Annotated in this window: 11 protein-coding genes and 2 pseudogenes; 6 read left to right on the top strand and 7 right to left on the bottom strand. The window is 59.9% G+C overall.

Annotated features, from left to right (window positions below; genetic code table 11):
- Positions 1 to 41: 41 nt before the first annotated feature.
- From ABIB00_RS35370 to ABIB00_RS35360, 3 genes are read right to left on the bottom strand one after another with little or no spacing between them, the layout of a single operon-like run.
- Entirely contained in the window at positions 42 to 701 is a 660-nt protein-coding gene (locus ABIB00_RS35370; RefSeq protein WP_354107545.1) for an IS66 family transposase, read from the bottom strand.
- A gap of 22 nt (positions 702 to 723) precedes the next feature.
- Entirely contained in the window at positions 724 to 1,386 is a 663-nt protein-coding gene (tnpC, locus tag ABIB00_RS35365) for an IS66 family transposase (protein WP_354107544.1), read from the bottom strand.
- Positions 1,310 to 1,630 carry an IS66 family transposase gene (locus ABIB00_RS35360; RefSeq protein ID WP_354107543.1) on the bottom strand — a complete coding sequence of 107 codons (321 nt, stop codon included), beginning with the start codon at positions 1,628 to 1,630 and terminating at the stop codon, positions 1,310 to 1,312. Before ABIB00_RS35360 ends, tnpC (ABIB00_RS35365) begins: the two co-directional genes overlap by 77 nt.
- Before the next feature lie 465 nt (positions 1,631 to 2,095).
- On the opposite strand from ABIB00_RS35360, the gene ABIB00_RS35355 reads away from it, so the two are divergent.
- The gene (locus ABIB00_RS35355; RefSeq protein WP_354107542.1) at positions 2,096 to 4,279 is read left to right on the top strand and encodes a recombinase family protein; all 2,184 of its coding nucleotides are present in this window, start codon (positions 2,096 to 2,098) and stop codon (positions 4,277 to 4,279) included.
- On the opposite strand, the gene tnpB is transcribed toward ABIB00_RS35355, so the two are convergent.
- The 3 genes from tnpB to ABIB00_RS35340 form a co-directional block, all read right to left on the bottom strand.
- Positions 4,267 to 4,602: an IS66 family insertion sequence element accessory protein TnpB gene (tnpB, locus tag ABIB00_RS35350; protein ID WP_354107541.1), complete on the bottom strand. Its 336-nt coding sequence runs from the start codon at positions 4,600 to 4,602 to the stop codon at positions 4,267 to 4,269. The two genes, ABIB00_RS35355 and tnpB, sit on opposite strands and share 13 nt — an antisense overlap.
- On the bottom strand, positions 4,556 to 4,957 hold the full coding sequence (gene tnpA, locus ABIB00_RS35345; protein ID WP_354107540.1) for an IS66-like element accessory protein TnpA: 402 nt from the start codon (positions 4,955 to 4,957) through the stop codon (positions 4,556 to 4,558). The genes tnpB and tnpA overlap by 47 nt, the downstream gene beginning before the upstream one ends.
- Positions 4,958 to 5,030: 73 nt before the next feature.
- A complete protein-coding gene (locus ABIB00_RS35340; protein ID WP_354107539.1) occupies positions 5,031 to 6,446 on the bottom strand; it encodes an IS4 family transposase in 1,416 nt (471 codons plus the stop codon).
- Between the two features lie 850 nt (positions 6,447 to 7,296).
- Here ABIB00_RS35340 and ABIB00_RS35335 point away from each other — a divergent pair.
- From ABIB00_RS35335 to ABIB00_RS35315, 5 genes and pseudogenes are all read left to right on the top strand, one after another.
- Positions 7,297 to 7,803 (top strand): GNAT family N-acetyltransferase, encoded by a 507-nt coding sequence (locus ABIB00_RS35335; RefSeq protein WP_354107538.1) that lies wholly within the window; start codon positions 7,297 to 7,299, stop codon positions 7,801 to 7,803.
- A gap of 2 nt (positions 7,804 to 7,805) precedes the next feature.
- Positions 7,806 to 9,851: a hydantoinase/oxoprolinase family protein gene (locus tag ABIB00_RS35330; protein WP_354107537.1), complete on the top strand. Its 2,046-nt coding sequence runs from the start codon at positions 7,806 to 7,808 to the stop codon at positions 9,849 to 9,851.
- A gap of 9 nt (positions 9,852 to 9,860) precedes the next feature.
- Entirely contained in the window at positions 9,861 to 11,843 is a 1,983-nt protein-coding gene (locus tag ABIB00_RS35325; RefSeq protein ID WP_354107536.1) for a hydantoinase B/oxoprolinase family protein, read from the top strand.
- Positions 11,844 to 11,916: 73 nt separating this feature from the next.
- Positions 11,917 to 13,056, top strand: coding sequence for a DegT/DnrJ/EryC1/StrS family aminotransferase (locus tag ABIB00_RS35320; protein ID WP_354107535.1), 1,140 nt, complete (start codon positions 11,917 to 11,919; stop codon positions 13,054 to 13,056).
- A gap of 288 nt (positions 13,057 to 13,344) precedes the next feature.
- Positions 13,345 to 14,531, top strand: a pseudogene (locus tag ABIB00_RS35315) (IS3 family transposase).
- 162 nt (positions 14,532 to 14,693) lie between these two features.
- On the opposite strand, the pseudogene tnpC (ABIB00_RS35310) reads toward ABIB00_RS35315, so the two are convergent.
- Positions 14,694 to 15,953, bottom strand: a pseudogene (tnpC, locus tag ABIB00_RS35310) (IS66 family transposase).
- Positions 15,954 to 16,082: the final 129 nt, after the last annotated feature.

Here is a 16,082-nt window from a genome sequence, read left to right as displayed (position 1 = left end):
CGCGCGGGCACGGCGAGCTCTATGATGGCGCTGCGCGAAGATCAGGCGGCCTGCTGATCGGCGGGCGTGTCGGCTTGGCGCAGGAGCTTCCATTCCCAGGGCAGCAGTTCGTGCAGACGCGATGCGGGAAGATCGGCGATACGGGCGACGATATCGGCGAGCCAGGCCTTGGGATCGACGTCGTTGAGGCGCCAGGTCGTGATCATCGTCAGCATGATGGCGGCGCGGTCGGCGCCGCGCAGGCTGCCGGTGAAGGTCCAATTGCGCCTTCCCAGGGCGATGCCGCGCAACGCTCTTTCGGCGGCGTTGTTGCTGAGGCAGATCCTGCCATCGTCGAGGAAGCGGGCAAAGTCAGCCCAGCGCCTGAGCATGTAATTCATGGGTTTCAGGACCTCGGAGGAGCGCGAGAGGGTTTCGCGCTCGCGCAGCAGCCAGGCGTGCATGTCCTCGAGAAGCGGCTTGCTCTTTTCCTGGCGCATGGCGCGCCGTTCGTCGGCGCTGCGGCCGTTGATGGCGCGCTCGATCTCGAACAAAGCGTCGAGGCGTTTGACCGCCTCCAGCGCGATCGGCGAGACCGTTTGCCCCTGTGGCCTTCCCGGGCGTTCTTCTCGATGTCGGCCAGCTCGAAGAAGCCCCGCTGCGCATGGGCAAAGCAAAAACGCCGGCGTAATCGGCAGCATCTTCTTCTGCAGATCGAACAACGGCTCGAAGCCGTTGTAGCAATCAGCTTGCAGGATACCGGCGACGGTGGCGCAGATGCCTCTGCGGGTGCTCGCCTCGACGGTCGCTCGAGGCGTAATAGACCGCCGCCGGTGGCGCTGGCCCGGCGAAGGGCCGGTCATCCCGCACATATGTCCAGATCCGACCGGTCTTGCACTTGCCCTTCGCCAGGATGCGGATGGTGGTGTCATCGCCATGCAGGCGCTCGGCAGCAAGCACATGGCGTTCGATCAGGTGGAAGAGCGGCATCACGGCGAAGGTCCCGTGGCCGACCTGGTCGGCCAGCGTCGACAACGGCAAATCGATCCCCTCGGCCTTAAAGCGCGCACTCTGGCGGTTGAGCGGGATGTGCATGCCGAACTTGTCGAACAGAATCGTCGCCAACAATTGCGGACCGATGAAGCCGCGCGGCGTCGCGTGGAACGGTGCCGGCGGCTGGCTGATCTTCTCGCAATCGCGGCACGTGAACTTCTCGCGCACGGTCTCGATGCCCTTGAACCGGCGCGGGATCTCCTCCAGCGTCTCGGTCACATCCTCGCCCAGCTTCGCAAGGCGCGCCCCACCGCAACAGGCGCAGGTCTTTGGCGCCTCAATGACGACGCGCTCGCGTTCGATGTCGTCCGGCCAGGGCTTGCGTACCGGCCGCTTGCGCGTGAAGGTGCGCATGCTCTGGGTTTTTCGCCGCGGCGGCACGCGCGGCAAGCTCATCCTCGCTCGCCGTGGTGGCGAGTTCTTCGAGTTCCAATTCCAATTGCTCGATCAGCCGCGCCGTGCGCTCGGAGCGCTGCCCGTACAGTTCGCGCTTGAGTTTCTCGATCCGCAGCTCGAGATGCGCGATCAGCGCCGCGTTGTCCGACAGCTCCGCCCGCGCACTGGCAAGCCACCGCCTCGGCTCGCAGCCGCGCCTCACGCTCGGCCTGCAGCGCCGCCAGGGCACTCACAAGGTCCGATGGAAGATCGTCCGGCTTCGATATCATGAAGCCATTGAATCAGATCAAGCAGCAGATTCAAACCGTAAAAGCGGCTATCCGACCCGCGTCGGACGCTGGCTTTCTTGAGGGTTGCGCCAATCGATCCCGGACAGTGAGGGGATTGAGGAATGTCCCTAATAGTGAGTCTGACGAATCATTTCCGGAGGTGGTCGAAGTTCGAGACCCCCACCATCCTTTGTACCGCCGCTCATTTCGAGTGATCAGGAAGATCGGCCAGCGAGGCCGAGGCATTCCCGCTTCGTATGAAGTTGAGTTTCGCACGGGAAGCAGTCTCCTAATTCAGGCAACCGCAATCGAATATTATGAGCAAGAAGCAAATCAGATTAAGCTGAGCATGGAGGCTCTACTCGAGCTTTTATCGACAGCGGATTGTCCCGACGCACATGAGCATGGATCCAGCCGATCTTTGGTCGACGCTGACGCCCGCGCTCCGACGCCAGATCGTCGAAGACGTCGCCGCGATTTTGGCGGAGATCCCTCATGAAGTCCGAGCTGGTCACACCAAACCACTTGGCGCGCAAGGCCGTAGTCTACATCCGGCAGTCGACGCCCCCCACCAGGTTGTAAGCAATCAGGAGAGCCTGCGCCTTCAATACGCGCTTCGCCAGCGCGCCCGCGAACTCGGATGGCGTGAGGCGGCCATCGACGTGATCGATGCGGATCTCGGGTTGAGCGGCGCTTCTATAGTACAACGTAACGGCTTCAAGGAGCTCGTTGGCCGTGTTGGCCTGAGTGAAGTCGGACTCATTTTGTCGATCGACGTGACCCGCTTGGCGCGTAATTGTACCGACTGGTATCCGCTCCTGGATATCTGCGGTCTACGTGGCTGCCTGATCGCCGACCGCGATGGTGTCTATGATCCGGGCACTCCCAACGGACGGTTACTTCTCGGGCTGAAGGGTTCGATCTCCGAGCTTGAGCTACATACGATCCGCAGCCGGCTGACTGCCGGCCTGCTGGCTAAAGCCGAACGCGGCGAACTTGCGGTTATGCTGCCAATCGGGCCGATGCGAGACCCGAGCGGCGTGGTCGTTAAGGATCCAGACATGGCCGTGCAAGGGCGGCTCGGTCTCGTCTTCCAGCTGTTCCTGCTGCTGCGCAGCGTTGCCAAGGTCATGCGAGCGTTGAACGAGCGTGACCTGGAACTGCCGCGTCGTGATCGGTATGGCGATTTGTGCTGGACGCGCGCGACGCTGGCTGCTGTCGCGGCGATCTTGAAGAACCCCGCATACGCAGGCGCCTTTGTCTATGGACGAACCCGCTTCCAGCCACCCAAGCGGGAGGGTGCTCTGCCACAAAAGGCTCCGCGGCCGATGGAGGAGTGGCGGATCGTCGTTAAAGATCGATATCCAGCCTATATCGACTGGCCAATTTATGACAAAATCCGAGCCGTCATCAGAGATAACCGAGCCGAATACATGCGCATCATCACCCGCGGCGCGCCTCGCAATGGCGAGCTCCTGCTCCACGGCATTGCCTGGTGCGCACGATGTGGCCATAAGATGTACGTCCGCTACAAGGGCGGCGAGTATGTATGTAATCACCTGCGTACCCAGGAAGGTCAGCCAACGCGCCAACACATCCGCGCGGCCCATATCGATGCAGCGGTTGGCGACGCATTCCTAACCGCACTAGCGCCGGCCGAACTCGATGCCTTGTCGCGCTCCCGCCGGGTGCAGCAGCAGATGAACAATGCGTTACGCTCCAGTGCAGAACGAGAGCTCGAGCGCAAGCGCTACACGGCGGCGCTCGCCGAACGGCAGTTCAACCGCGCCGATCCAGACAATCGGTTGGTCGCCTCGGAACTCGAGCGCCGATGGGAAGTGGCGCTAAACGACGTGCGCGCCGCCGAAGAGGCGCTTGCCCGACAGACGCCGCCCAAAGCCATCACACAAGTGGCCATAAGCAAGGAGCTCAACGACAAGGTCATCAGCCTCACCGGCCGCCTCCCGCAAATATGGGGTGACGAGACTATCTCGGATGCGCATCGCAAGGCGTTGTTGCGATGCCTCATCGAAAAGGTCGTGCTCGACCGCGGTGAGCACGACTTGGCCCTGGCCAGGATTGTCTGGCGAGGAGGCGCCGTGACGGAGCTCGAGGTGAAGATGAGCGTCAACTCTGTCACCAGATTGACGCGAGGTACGGAAATGCGGGAGCGCCTGCTGGCGCTTGCCCGCGACGGCGTCCCCGACGACAAGATCGCCGCGATCCTTACCCACGAAGGCCACCGCTCTCCCCATTGCGCCGATAAGGTGCTGCCCATCACCGTTGGGCGGCTCCGCCGTGCCGCTGCCATCAAGGTGGCTACCCAGCGCAACCGATGGGAGCATGACGACGCACTCCTCAGCCCACCCGAATTGGCCCGCAAGCTCAAGATCCCGGTGAACTGGCTCTATGTGCAGATCCGAAGTAAGCGTTTGCTGATTGATCGCCAGCCAAGCGGCGCCTATCTCTTCCCGAATACACCATCTCTTCTTGACGCTGTCCGCGATCTTCGAAACCACGTCATTACGCAACTTGATCTAAGAATCTGTCAGCCTAACAAGGAGGGGCATCAACATGGGTGATCGAACAGATAGCTCAACTGCGCCGGAGAGATCGTCACTGCTTCGGCAGCAACCGAAGGCCAGATGAACCGCCCTCTCTCCAGTCTTTTGGTGAACAGGCATGCTCCCTGGCCATCGTGCCAGATCATCTTCACAAGGTCGCTGCGGCGACCTCGGAAGACGAACAGATGACCGCTGAGCGGGTCTTTGCGAAGCACCTCCTGCACTTGCAGCGCCAACGACGGAAAGCCTCGGCGCATGTCCGTGTAGCCTGTCGCGCGCCTGTCGGAACCGGGATCATCGGCGTACCAAAGCATCGAGAACGCGACGTAGCGCGTCTCCATCAACCTCGCCATCGACCCGGATGCGGTGCCCGCTACCAAGATCTATCTCGATGATGCCCAGGCTCTTCCGTCGACGCGCCGCCGTCGTCGTCAATGGCGCTTCGGCCATCTCCCGCGGCGGCACAGACGGCCCAATCTCGACCGGCACGAACGGCGCTATACTCGCTTCACCGTGCTTGCAAAGCTCTTTGCGCCACCGGAACAGCTGGCTTACATGAAGGCCAGCCATGCGAGCCACCTCGGAAACGCAGGCTCCGGGCTCGAGCGATGCTCCAACAAGCCGTTCCTTCTCATCCTGCGACCACCGGCGCCGCCGCTCGACCGATGTGATCACCTCCGCCCTCGAAATCGTCATAGCGCTTCTCCTAGGATTACCCCTAGGACCTGCAGCGTTCGCGTCCGTCAAACAAGGCGGCCCTCAACGGCTTTCAATTACCCACAAATTCTCCTCCGACCAAGGCGCCTAACGCGATGTCGGTGAAGCGCGACAGCCCGCGCCACATGACCGTATTGCCGGGAGGCGGATCGCTGGCGCGGGCGAGATAACCGCCGAGCCGGGCGATCTTGATGAGATAGTGCGAAAGCGTCTTCTGTCTCGCTTTGGGTTTGTCGTTGACGAGGCGATCGAGCACCTTGATTTCGGTCGCGGTCAACGCGAGGGTTGGCGGCGCGTCTGGAGCGGAACGGTTTAGCATCGTCATCCAGAAGACCCGCCAACTCAGGATGCAAAAGAGCGAGATCAGATTGGTCAGACGCTGGGCGGTCCTAAGCTTCGACTCCTCAGCTTTGCAGCCCGATTTGAGGATCTTGTGGAACACCTCGATCTTCCATCTCAAAGCATACCATTCGAGCTTCTCAATGGCGTCGGTGCGGGAGCTAACAGGCAGATCTGTGATCAGCTTCCACTCGATTTTCTTTCTGTTCTTCGGCGTCACGCGCTCTTCAGCATGGATCATCGTCAAGGTCAGCGCGGGATAGCGCTTCTGCTTTCCGATCGGCGGCAAGACGCGAATCTTGCGGTATCTGATCTCGAGGACGGCTTCATCTGGATCACCGTTGCTGTTTCTGACGTCGATGCAATGCAGTCCTTTGACGGCGACCTCGTCCATTTCGTCGACGATCGTGTGAGCTCCATCCCCAGCCAAACGGTTAACGCAAGTCCTAATCACGAAATGCGTTCCAGCTTCTCGAGCCGCGCAGAACAGCTCATAGATGTCGCTCTCGCGATCACCGACATGAACGCATCGTCCCGGATCGCCCAGCAACTCCGTGGATTGCCGGGCATTGTCCAGCCACCGAATGCTCTCCTTCTTCTCGATGGGAACGCGGGTCGGATTGATCTTCTTCTTAAGTGCGGCGGTCCCCTTGAATTTCTTCCGGGTCCAAAATTTGACGGCCGTCAGTCCAAGCGGCAGCCCATCGGTTCTAACTGCCAGGCTCGAGTGCATCAGGATGCCGCAAACCGTGTGCGATCTCAGGCGGCCCGCCTTGTCCCGGCCGCTGTTTATGCTCTTGGTGATCCCGACCGCGTCTGAGTTCTCTCTTTGATAGCTGAACTCGGTCGTATCATGGAGCACTAGAACAGGACCGTCAGTGGCAATCGTGCGCTCACGCGTCGATTGAAAGTGGCCGGCCAGAATGTCCGCCTCACTGACCCGGTCGTTGGAGAAGAAACGATACGCAGCCTTGGTGTTGGCCCAGTCCTGGCACACCAGCGGAATACTTTCGCCCATGGTGCTCCCGATCTGCGCTACCAGTTTGCGGAGCCGCTTGTTCAGGCGCTCGTCGGCAAGGCTGCAGCCTGCGAGTTCGCGATCAAACCATGCGTCGGCTTCTTCGTCCATCGGCACCGCCCCCTGCGAATCGGTGCCAGACAAGGAATCACGGTCGATTCCTGCGTTGCAATGGTTTGTGCGCTCCCTCAGCCCGTTCGACTAAATGTGGGTAATTGAAAGCCTCAACGGAGGAATACGCCTTGGCCAACATTCTACCAAGAGCAACCGCAGGGATCGACCTCCCGAGCATTTACCTGTGGGCTGATCCTCGCAATCGGCCGGACGGCTTTTTAACGAGAGCAAGCAGTGACGTCGGATCGCGACACACCGAGATGGCCTCGCCGAAGGCTACTTCCCACACGTTAAACACGTCGCACTCAAGCTATGGCTGCGCACTTTCTGAGGGCACCATGCGCGGGGTGCTGTCTGGACCTCTCTGCGAGCCCCGCTCTTAGAACGTAGGCTTCAGCGCTTGAGAAGTTCTCGCTCGATCAACTTCATGCAGTATTTCAGCCTGCCAAGCGCAAAAAATGCGGAATTCAGTCTAGAGCGCGCGTTATCTTCCAATAACCGACATGCTAGCCCGGAGCGTTGATGGCATCACAGGCACCAGTCTATGCTTAGGAAGTTCCAAACGTACGTCGAGGCTTATTGCTCTGCCTGCGATTTACCATCCGGAGCACGGATGCCAATTGAGCGAGGTCGGCGCTCGTGTAGATCGGAGCGCTGCAGCATATGAGGTCACAGTTCGGGTCTCGATGTGAACTGTTTCCTCTTGCGCTGGCCGTGGTGTCTGTTCTCGATGTCATTTTCCGTGGCGTCGCGGGTGTGTTTTCGAGAGACGCGGGCTGCTCATCGTTACAGGCCGCGACGCTGTAGTTACTGCTCGATCGAGGAGCGTTTCCAGAAGGACAAGAGAATGGCATTGCCCAATGAAACACGCGTCATTGAGTGGCGTCGCGACGACGGCTTCGTACTAAGCACGGATCGGGCGCGTTTGGATATTGACCGCGTTCAGCGCTTTCTCGGTGACGAATCGTACTGGGCTCAGGGGATTTCGCGTGAACTCGTTTTGCGCTCCATCGAAGGAGCGATCTCGGTTGGCCTGTACGATGGTGGACAGCAAGTCGGCTTTGCCCGGGTTCTGACCGACGGAGCCCGTCTCGCTTACCTGATGGATGTCTTTATCGACAGGAATTACCGGGGGCGAGGCCTCGGCAGTTGGCTCGCGACCGCGATCCGGACCCATCCGGATTTGATTACCGTGAGCAGGTGGCTCCTCTCTACCAAAGACGCTCACGCTGTCTACGCGCGCGCTGGCTGGAGTGCGGTGCGTCATCCTGATTGGCTCATGGAGGTGTTTCAGGACGCCCCCTCAACGGAGGCAAGCCCGACCCAGCCGCAGTTGTCCGAACGAAGGTCATAGTCATGTCTTACCGCATCGGAGTCGACATTGGCGGCTCGTTCACCGATTTCGCAGTCCTTGACGAGAGCGACAATACCATCCGGACGCTCAAGGTGCTCTCGCGACCCGACAGTCCCGGCAGTGAGATCACCACAGGACTCACGGCGCTGCAGGAGCGCTATAACATTGCGCCGGGAGAAGTAAGCTATTTCACCCATGGAACGACGGTTGGCGTAAACACCGTCATCCAACGAAAGGGGGTAAAGCTTGCTCTATTTACAACCGCGAATTTTGAGGACGTTCTTGAGTTAGCCCGTCTGAAAGTTCCGCACATCCACGATCTTTACTGTCTTCGTCCTGCCCCCCTCATTTCGCGCGACATGGTGTTTCCGATCGCAGAACGCACCGATCGCGACGGGCGCATTCTCAGGGATGTCGACCGCGCGAGCGTAGTCGAGGCAATCGAAGCTACTCGAGCCGCCGGAGCAGAGGGAGTGGTGGTAGCGCTGCTTCACAGCTACCGCAACCGTGCAAACGAAGCGCGGGTGCGAGACATAATCGGTGAGCTGGCGCCGGAGCTGTTGACGTCATGCTCAGCAGACATTTGGCCCATCATCCGTGAATATGAGCGCACCATCACCGCGATTATCAACGCTTACGTACAGCCGCGGATCATACACTACCTTGAAAGCTTTGAACGCGCCCTGAAGGGTATGGGCGTTCCTGTGCCGCCGCGCATCACCAAGTCGAACGGTGGCGTTATGGCCCTCGATCAGGCCAAGGCCGAGTGTGTGCAGATGATTCTGTCAGGCACGGCGTCGGGCGTAATCGGTGCAAGCTTTATCGCTGAAACCTGTGGCTTCGTGAATTTGCTGAGCCTCGACATCGGCGGCACCTCGGCCGATGTCGCAGTGATCCGTAATGGTCGAGCGGAATATGGAACGGGCGAGATCATTGGCGATTTTCAGATTCATATCCCAAGCGTATCCGTCACCTCAGTAGGCCAGGGCGGCGGTTCAATCGCCTGGATCGACGATTTCGGAGTATTGCGGGTCGGACCGGAAAGCGCTGGTTCGTTGCCCGGCCCGGTGTGCTACCAACGCGGCGGAACTCGACCCACGGTCACGGACGCGTTCGTCGTCTCTGGCATGATCGGGCATGGCCCCCTTGGCTATAACGCTGTTCAGCTTGACGTATCCGCCTCACGGTGCGCCATTGGCGATCTCGCTAAGCAGCTTGGTATCAGCGTCGACGAGACCGCCGATACAATCATTCAGATCGCGGTGTCCTCGATGTACACGGGGGTCTCCGGACTTGTGTCGCGCTTCGGTATCGACCCACGCGAATTCTATTTCCTTGCGTTCGGCGGCGCCGGGCCGATGATGGCTTGTTGGCTGGCGCGAGAACTCAACATGAAGGGCGTGATCGTGCCGCCAACGCCTGGTGTACTATCAGCGCTCGGCGGGCTGGTAGCTGATCTCAAGAACGACTTCATTCACACTATCTACCGTGAGCTCACTCCAGCCATGACTGGTGCACTCGCGGAAGTCGCCCGGACCCTCACTGCGGACGCCAAAGCGTGGCTCGAACGGGAACACGGCCGTGACCTTCCGCATGAATTGAGTTTTTCGAGCGACATGCGTTATCGTGGCCAAAGCTTCGAGATCGAGGTGCCTCTGCATGCCGAATGGGTGCGAGAGGGCGATCTCGACTCCATTCGCTCGGCCTTTGATTCTCAGCATGCAACACTCTTCGGGCATTCCGATGCGAAGGCGTCGGTACAGGTGATGAATCTCCGGTTGGTGATTTCGTCTCCGTCCGTCAAACCTCGGCTGACGCGGCTCGAAAGTGGTGTTGGCGCTCCGACACGCCGCACCGAGGTCGCCTGCCATCTCGATGGCAGAATTCACTCCGTGCCGCTCTTCCACCGCGAAGACTTTCGCGCCGGGCAGTCCCTTGATGGGCCGGCAATCATCGTTCAGGATGACAGCACAACCTGCGTTCCGCAAGGCATGCGGATAAATGTCGATGAGTTCGGCAATCTCGTGATTATCCCTTTTGAAGGCTGAGCGCTTGTCATGGCAATTGATGGACGCAACTTGCAGATTCTGGCCAACCACTGTGCTGCTGCAGCTGATGCAATGGCATTTACGCTGATGCGCACTGCCCATTCCACCTTTGTCAAGGAAACCGAAGACTTCTCCTGTCAGCTTGTGACACCGGAAGGGCTCGCATTTGCTACGCCCCGCAGCATTGGGGGGCCTTGGTATAGTGGGATCGATTACGGACCGGTAATCGAGCTGATCGACCACTATGGGGAAGGTGATATCTGTATCACAAACGACAGCTACGCGGGGAACGTCGCGACGCATTCGCCGGATATTCACATTTGGAAACCGGTGTTTCATCAGGGCAAGATCATGTGCTTTGTGGTAGGCCACATTCACAATACCGACGTAGGTGGTGCGGTGCCGGCCTCTTTGTCGCGTGGATTGACGGAAATTGTGCAGGAAGGTTTGCGCATTCCGCCCATGAAGATCTTCAGCGGCGGCAAATTTGAGGAGAATGTCGTCCGCATGATGAAGCTCAATGTGCGGGCGCCGGAGCAAAACTGGGGAGATTTCAACGCCCAGATCGCGTCCGTGAACACGGGTGAGAGCAAGATCCGTACAATCATCGACCGCTTCGGCGCCGACGATTTCTCGAACGGCATCCATGGCATCCTGGACTATGCCGAGGCCCAGTCGCGGCGCATCATCGAGACTATTCCCGATGGCGAGTATTTCTACGCAGACTACGCCGACGAGGATGGGGACGGGGGTTATCCCTGTCGCGTTGCGATCACGATGCGCGTGAAGGGCGGCGAATTGGAACTCGACTACACAGGGTCTGATCCACAGCTAATGTCCTCACTAAATATGCCGACCGGCGGTCGCGAGCGTCATCCGCTTGGGCTGGTCGGGGTTACCTATGCTCTTTCGACTCTTGACCCTGCCTTGCTGCTGAACGCCGGTACTCTGAGGCCTACACGTGCAATCATGCCGAAAGGCACCGTAATGAATTGCGAGCAGCCGGCTGCGGTCGGCATGCGTTCGCTCACCTGCACTGTCGCTCAGATTGCCACGCTTGGCTGCTTCTCACTTGCCGTGCCGGATCGCATGCCGGCCAACTCGCCTGGTGGAAACGCCATCATAAACATAAAGACGTTAGCAACGGACGGTCGGACTATCGTGGCCTCTGTTGGTCCGGTAGGCGGCGGGGCCGGAGGCACGCCGACGCACGACGGTGCCGATGGTTCGGGAGGCCTCTCAGCCTTTCTCAAAAACACCCCTGTGGAGATCAATGAAGGTGAGGTGCCAGTTCTCTTTAGGCGCTATGGATTGTTCCCCGACACGGCAGGACCCGGGCTTCATCGCGGCGGACTTGCGATGGTCATGGAGTTTCAGGTGTTCACGCCGAACACAATCGTAACTGCGCGCAATCGTAACCGATCTATTTTCGCCTCTGCTGGCGCCCTCGGAGGACGTGCTGGGGCGGTTTCACGTTTCACCACCAATCCCGACACGCTTGGTGCGGTCGAACATGGTAATGCAGATGTTATCAAGTGCGAGCCAGGCGATGTCGTACGCGTTGTCGGGCCAGGTGCTGGTGGTTACGGACCGGCCTTGAAGCGTGACCCCAAGCTTGTCCTGCAGGATTGGCGCCGTGGGTTCGTGTCATCGTATTCCGCGCTGCGGGACTATGGTGTTGCTATCCGCGAGGGCATCATTGATGAAGCGGAAACGACGAGATTACGACAAAAGATGCCAACGCCGGAGCAGCCACATTTCGATCATGGCGCAACGCGAACTGAGTTTGAAAGGGTGTGGACCCATTCGCGATACGACCTGCTCACCACGTTTCTGGCGAGAGCGCCGGTCATTTGGCGGCATTTCCTCAAGCACAGGGTTTTCTCGTTAGTGGAACAGGGTGCGCATTCCAAGCTGCCTTTGACGGATCAGATGGAAGCTATATTTGCCGACCTGCGCACCGAGTTTCCGGCAATCGCTGCGCCGGGATGAAGTCGCGCGAAATCACGCTACGAGTCTAGTTGTAGATAAGCGCGGCGCGGCCCTTGGGAGGGAGTTATTCCAGATGCCTATTCCGGTTTACGACCGAGACAAGATCAATCGCCCCTTTCTGGACGACATGAAGATTGCCGTGGAGCGTGTGATCACCAGCAATCTGGACGTCGATCATGAGGTGTCGCGGTTTGAAGCTGAGTTTGCCGCGTGGAACGGAGCCTCATTTGCCGTTTCCGTCAATTCCGGGACGGCAGCATTGTTGGCCTCGCTGTTGGCATTGGGCATCAAACCCGGCGACGAGGTGATCACTGTACCCAACACAGATGGAGCCACGTCATCCGCTGTGGTGATGTCGGGAGCCAATCTCGTGTGGGTGGATATCGATCCTGTCACTCGGACGATGTCCCCAGAGGCATTGAAGGCGGCGCTAACCCCGCGAACCCGCGCGATTGTCCCGGTAGACATGTTCGGTCATCCTGCTGACATTGATCAGATCAAGGCTATCGCCACTGAACGAGAAATCCCGGTCGTTGAAGATTCGTGTCTGGCACTTGGCGCTACCATAAACGGACGGAAGGTTGGAAGCCTCGCTACGACCACTTGCTTCAGCTTCGGTCGAAACAAGCACTTGGGAGCTATGGGCGCCGGCGGTTGCGTTCTGACGGAGAGTGGAGACCTCGCTGAACGTTTGAGGAAGATTTCAGAGTATGGAGAATCGCGAGGCAGATCCTGGAAGAAATCGGGCCTGGGGAAGGACGGCTGGTTCTGGCACGAGACCATTGGAATGAGCCAAAGACTCGACGAAATCCAGGCTGCATTGCTTCGAGTCAAGCTGCCGTCAATTGAGGCGAATATCGCTTGCCGCAGACGCCAAGCGGCGCGGTACGAGGCAGCGCTCAATGGGAGTGCGATCCGCGTTCCTCAATGCAGGCCAGGGGTTGAGCATGCATGGCGAAACTATGTGATTGAGGTTGCTAATCGTGACCATTTGCGGGAACGTTTGGCTGAGAAGGGCATTGGAACGAATCTCACCTACATGCCGCCCATGCACCTGCAGCCGGCTTTTGCAGCTCTCGAGCGGCCGCGCGGGAGCTATCCGACGACCGAGTCCATTTGTGATCGTCTGGTCGGTTTACCGATCGGGCCGCATCTAGAGGATGAGCAGCAGGACTATGTCATAGAACAGCTTTTGGTCAGCGTTGACCACTGAGAAAGACATTCGCTGGGCAAGTTCGTTCGGAACTAGTGGACAAGTGGAGCTCATCTAAGCCGGGGTAACGGTGGCCTGCTAAGAAGATCAGGGCATGCGGCCACCTGGGCGCTCTCCACACCTGTTCGCCCGCAAACTTGTCTTGATCTCTCAATGCTCGCTTGCATCGCTCTTGCAGGCGGTGAGGCATAGTGTTTCCGCAGACCCTCTTATGAGATTGATCGTGACCTTGCCCCACGGGCTTAATCCAGTTTGAAGTTCGCTCTGGCCCAAGACGAGGACCAGAGCATGAAGCGCAATCGTTTCACGGAAGAGCAGATCATCGGGATCTTGAAGGAGCACGAGGCCGGGATTTCGGTGGCCGATCTGTGCCGCAAGCACGGCGTCAGCGACGCCAGCATCTACAAATGGAAGGCCAGGTTCGGCGGGATGGACGTCTCCGAGGCCAAGCGGCTGAGAACGCTGGAGGGCGAGAACACGAAGCTGAAGCGGCTCCTGGCCGACGCCATGCTGGACAATGCGGCGCTGAAGGACCTCTTGGGAAAGAAGTGGTGACGCCCGCGGGGAAACGGAAGGCTGTCGCTCATCTGGTGGACACCCACGGGATGAGCGAACGGCGGGCGTGTAAAGCCATCGGCTGCTGCCGCATGACCATAAGATATCGGACGACCCGGGCTAACGATGCCAGTCTTCGCAAGCGCATGAGGGCGATTGCCCAGGAACGCCGCCGCTTCGGCTACCGGCGGCTGCATGTTCTGCTCAAGCGGGAGGGGTATCTGATCAACCACAAAAAGCTGTTCCGGCTCTATCGGGAGAGAAGCTGACGGTGCGTCGCCGTGGTGGCCGCAAGCGGGCGATCGGGACCAGGGCGCCGATGCTGGTTCCGATGACGCTGAACGACCGGTGGTCGCTCGACTTCGTGTCGGATCAGCTGACCGACGGCCGCCGCTTCCGCATCCTGACCGTCGTCGATGATTGTACCCGCGAGCGCCTGACGCTGGTAGCCGACACCTCGCTCTCCGGCGCCCGCGTGGTGCGGGAACTGGACCGACTGATGATCGAGCGTGGCAAGCCGAAGCTGGTGGTCAGCGACAACGGCAGCGAACTCGCTAGCAACGCCATTCTCGCATGGGCCGACCAGAGCCGTGTCGCATGGCACTACATCGCGCCGGGCAAACCCATGCAGAACGCCTTCATCGAGAGCTTCAACGGTCGCCTGCGGGATGAGCTGTTGAACGAGACGCTGTTCACGTCACTGGCCCAAGCCCGCGTCGCGCTTGGATGCTGGTGGGCCGATTACAACCACACACGTCCGCACTCGCAGCTCGGATGGAGAACCCCGTCCGAGTTCGCCCTGACCTGCCACCCGCGCGGATCTGGCGCTGCGCTATGCCGAAGGCTCCGCGCCAGCTCCCGTCGCTCCCACCGCCCAAGAGAGTAAGTCCAACTGCCGGAGCGAACTCAAAACTGGATAAAACTTGGGGGCAAGGTCAATCGAGGGCTCGCTGATGCTAATAAATGCGTTAGGTAAGGAAGACTAGATTTCCCCCTCATACCTCGCGGCTGTTAGACAGCTGACGGCCACAAGACCACCCCAGTACTGCCGGGAGCTATCGCCCAAAAGGTAAGCGTCGTTATCAGGCCACGGCTTTGAGGAACTGAGTGCGGTAGGCCCAAGGCAATAGCTGGTGATGTCGCGGTTCGGATGACCACTGACGATCCTGGTCAGGACGTCGGTGAGATAGGCAAGCGGATCGACGTCGTTGAGCTTGCAGGCCTCGACCAGGGACGCGACGACCGCCCAGTGTTCGGCACCACCGTCGGATCCGGCAAACAGCGCGTTCTTGCGACTGAGCTTGATGCCGCGGATCGATCGTTCGACCATATTGTTGTCGAGCTCGATGCCGACCGTCATCGATGAAGCGCGTCAGCCCCTGCCAGCGCGAGAGAGCGTAGCGGATGGCGGCGGCGAGTTTGATCTTCTGGCTGATGAGAGCCAGCTTGGCGCGTAGCCAAGCTTCGAAGGCATCGGCCAGCGGTCGGCTTTTCTGCTGACGCACGAGACGGCGCTCCTCCGGGCTGCGGCCGCGGATCTCCTTCTCGATCGCGTAGAATGCGGCAACGTGCTTCAGTGCCTCGCTTGCGATCGGCGGGGGGCCCGCCGTCGCGAGTTCGTAGAAGTTGCGCCGCATGTGCACCCAGCAGAAGGTGAGCTCGACCTCGCCGCGCTCGGCAATCTTTGGATAGGCGGTGTAGCCATCGACCTGCAGGACGCCCTTGTAGCCGGCAAGATGGCTGAACAACCGCTCGGCCTTGCGATCGGGTGCATAGACATAGGCGATGCCGGGCGGATCCAGGCCGCCCCAGGGCCTGTCGTCGGCGGCATAGGCCCAGAGCTGGCCGGTCTTGGTGCGCCCTCGACCGGGATCGAGCACCGGCACCGTCGTCTCGTCGGCGAACAGCTTGGACCTCGCTCGAAGCATCGTGAGAAGGCGCTCATGCAGCGAGCGCAGCTGGAAGGCGGCATGCCCAACCCAGTCCGCCAGCGTCGATCGATCGAGAGCGATGCCCTGGCGGGCTTAGATCTGGGCCTGCCGGTAGAGCGGCAGATGATCGGCATATTTGGACACCAGAACCTGGGCGACCGTGGCCTCGGTCGGCAGGCCGCCCTCGATCAGCCGGGCCGGAGCCTCGGCCTGCACGACACCATCCTCGCAGGCACGACAGGCGTATTTGGGACGCCGGGTAACGACAACGCGGAACTGCGCCGGATCTCCAGCCGACGTCGCGCTTCTCCGATGCCGCCAGCGCCCCTGATGCTCGCTCAAGGCTGACTGCGTTTGCGCCAAAAGGGCATTCAGGCGTTCGTTTCCCTCGCGCAGCGCCGCAATGCTCATGCGCCATTTCGAGCACATCATCACTGCGCGTGCAACGTTCAAAATAGCTTCCGAGTCATTCTGTCGCAGTTATCCAGCCACCTGCGGGCGCCGTGCTTCCTCCGGACGGACCAACCTCCAATCCAACCC

This window comes from Bradyrhizobium sp. LB14.3 (genome assembly GCF_040547985.1).
Lineage (GTDB): Bacteria > Pseudomonadota > Alphaproteobacteria > Rhizobiales > Xanthobacteraceae > Bradyrhizobium.
Note: the sequence above shows the minus strand (reverse complement) of the source record. Positions and strands in the feature narration are given on the sequence as shown.